The organism is Vibrio sp. M250220 (assembly GCF_036533795.1).
GTDB lineage: Bacteria > Pseudomonadota > Gammaproteobacteria > Enterobacterales > Vibrionaceae > Vibrio.
In genome coordinates, this window is sequence record NZ_JATABI010000099.1 from 1 (window position 1) to 3,218 (window position 3,218).

Here is a 3,218-nt window from a genome sequence, read left to right on the forward strand (position 1 = left end):
CCGGCAACTCAATAGATGGATCGGCACCTAACGCCATCAACGCTTTAATGGCTACGGGGTTTTCATCATTTACGGCAAAGCCAAGCAGTGTCATCCCGTGTTTTCCTGGGGCATCGATATCTTCAAGCGCTTTCCCAAGTTTGGTGATCTTTTCACCGTCTTTTTTCTTTATCGCCTTGGCAATGTTCAGCATATCCCCTTCAAAAAAGGCGTCGGCATAAGGTTTGCTGCCAAAAATATTCATCAAATCTCCTTTTGCTACCATAGATAAAGCAAGCAGCCCTGCAATCAGAAGCCATCCCCACTTTTTCATTAAGCTCCACTCTTAGTTAGTGTGTGTAAGTCGTTCACTTTACGCTCTTCTAGAGCAAGCCGCACCTGATCCATTCCGTGCATATCGACTTTTTCTTTGGCTTTTACCGCCCCATAACTGATAGGAGCAGCAATCGGTGAAACTAAGCCCGTCGCCGTTGCCACCCCTATCGCTTGAGGGGTAAGAGACTTGGTTTTTGGCAATGTGGTGTCTAGCGATTTATCGCGAACTGCATCGGGCATAACGTGCTTTAATAGAAAGTTCTGTTCTTGAACGTAGGTCAAAATATCGCCTTCCGTCCGATACCCCTTAATCAACGTATCCGGACCTTGTTTGGCTTTTGGGACGCCATATCTTTCTACTGTATTGCTATGCAAACCAGCGGCGTTAAAAGTGACACAAGACATTCCACTTGCCTTACAAGCAGCACTGCCCATGCCTCCACCAAGTGAATGTCCGGATATTTCAACAGGTAAACCTTGCTTCTTGACCGCTTTGCCGATATCAACTGCCCTGCGATAATATGCAGATTCTTTGTCTCTCCCCTGGGCGGAATTATTTTTCCAATCGTCCAGTTTGGGCATTTCTGTGCCTCTGAACACCACTACAGGCTTGGCGCTAGGACCAAAGACATTTTTGTCTGGCATGTATACTTGCGCCTGAAAGTTACTGTCAGGAATGGTTAAATCTTCTGGAAACAACCCTAATGAAGACAACTGTTCAGGGGATGCTTCAGACCATCCTGAATCGCCTTCAAAGTCCTTTCTTAGCTGTAAGCGCCGCTCGTCTAGTTTGTCATCGGGTTTGCCAACTGTGTAAACGTGGTCAGATAACATGGCCTTCTCAGCGGCATCCATATCCATAGCGAATCGATCTGCGGCTTCTGGGTTAGTCGATTTTGCCCGCTCTGTAATTTCTTCTCGCGCTTTTCTTCGCTGTGCTTTTGTGGTGCTGGTTTCTAGCACATCTAGCATTTCTTGTTTGTCTGCACCGTTGTCGACTGCCGTAATAATGGACTGTGCCAGAGAACTCATTTCTTGCAGCTCCATGGCTTTGTTCAATAGTGCGATGTCAGCTTGCACTGCCATTTTCTGCGACGCAGATTTATAGAATTCAGGTGTAAAGATAGAGCTCGCCCAACCACTGCCCAGCGGCTCAGCCAGAGGGGTGATCTTCAAAAATGGTGACTGGCTGGCAACGGCACTTTGTGCACATTTTTGAGTGGGTGAGGAGTAAGGGGTGTCGCCAATGAAAACGTTCCCTGAGCCAACCGAAACCGAGCCACCACAGCCAATCCCATCGCCGACTCGAGCGGCAGGCTTGCCATTGATTGAGACGGTCGAAGAACCTGCGGATATGCTGCGGCTATGGATACCATGCGGCATTTTGGGGCAGGGGCAAGCGTGGAGTAGTACTGTATCGCCTTTTCTTGCGGCAGGCTTTGCATTGATAAAGACATCACTACTACCGGTAACAATGGGGGTGGCAGGAAAACAGCCGTGTCCGGCACAACTGTCTCCGCTTCGTGCTGCTGCTGGCATTAGAGTCTCCTATCCGGATCGTCCGGCTCTTGCGGTTTCGCAGGTGGTTGTGGCTCAACCGCTTTTGGTGCGGTGCCGCTTCCTGGTGAACCACCTTCGTTAATCTTGACCACATTTCCTGAAATGGTGATCCCACCGCCATCGATTTTGACAAAACCTCCAGGTCCTTTGATGGTCAGTTCTTGTTTGGCTTCCAGCACGATGTTGGTGGCATTCAGATAACTTTCATTGTTCACCGCGATACGTTGGTTGGCGCCGATCTCTTTTTCTTCAGACGCCGACATCGATGTGACGCTGCCTCCTTCAATTTTGGTCACCATACCACCAGAGATAAAACGGTTCACTGCGCCAATGACTCGCTGAACTAAGTTACGACCGACCTTGTAGTGGTGATCTTGACCAAACTCTTCGGTGACGTTCTTGCCGACTAAACGGTGGGTATTTTCTGTCACCATCTGAAAGAAGTGTTGACCAATTTTTTGATGAAAATCGAGGCCAACCGACTCGCGGCTGATGTGGTTGATCACGACGTCTTTGTCTTTTTGAGCGTGTAAGTAGATTTGCTCTTGGTCTGCTTGGTCTTCAAATCTCAGCTCATTAGACCCTTTGCCTTGGTGGGTTTGGGTTTTTAATACCGTTCGCGTTTTATGATTTGGCAGAACATAAGGCGGCTTGTTGACTGCATGATAGGTGCGCCCCGTGATGATGGGCTGATCAGGGTCACCATTGAGAAATGAGACAATCACTTCGTGCCCAATGCGAGGCAAAGCGACCATACCGTATTGGCTGCCCGCCCAACCTTGAGAGACTCGCACCCAACACGAACGATGTTCAGGGTTTCTCTCTTCGCGATCCCAGTGGAAATGGACTTTCACGCGACCATGTTCGTCACAGAAGATTTCCTCTCCCTCAGGGCCGACGACCGTCGCGATCATCGGGCCATCGACCCTAGGTTTGGTCTCGGGCTGCGCTTGCCAATTGAGATGAGTCGGGATGGCTTGCCATTGGTTGGCGTAGGTCGTCTTGCCTTGCGTGCCCTCTTCCTCGAGTGCTTGAGCCTGTTCGCCTTGGTGATTGACTTGAACCAGCAGCCAAGGGCGGTTAAAGGATGTGTTGAGGTGGTCACTCAAGGTAAATTTATACCCTGAGCGGAGCAACAATTCGTTGCTTTTGCCTTTGGCTAACAGGGCGTCACGGCGCAGATAACTCAAGCGAGTGCGGGTGAAGGCGATGCCATTTGGGTCACCTTTATAGCGACCTGGCGCATCAAAGTGCACGTAAGTGGGTTGTTGGTAATCCATCTCCGTGCCGTGAGCCAATTGGCTAAAGGAATAAGCCGGGTTTTTAAAGCTGTAGTCTTTGAG

Annotated in this window: 2 protein-coding genes and 1 pseudogene; all 3 read right to left on the reverse strand. The window is 49.7% G+C overall.

The features are described 5' to 3' along the window. Positions 1-313, reverse strand: a pseudogene (locus QTN94_RS19390) (ankyrin repeat domain-containing protein); the annotation flags it as partial. Continuing rightward, positions 313-1,854, reverse strand: a complete 1,542-nt coding sequence (locus tag QTN94_RS19395) for a PAAR domain-containing protein (protein WP_331428587.1) — start codon at positions 1,852-1,854, stop codon at positions 313-315. The pseudogene QTN94_RS19390 and the gene QTN94_RS19395, both read right to left, overlap by 1 nt. Then, the coding region (tssI, locus tag QTN94_RS19400) for a type VI secretion system tip protein TssI/VgrG (protein WP_331428588.1) at positions 1,854-3,218 on the reverse strand (1,365 nt) is incomplete at its 5' end. The genes QTN94_RS19395 and tssI, both read right to left, overlap by 1 nt.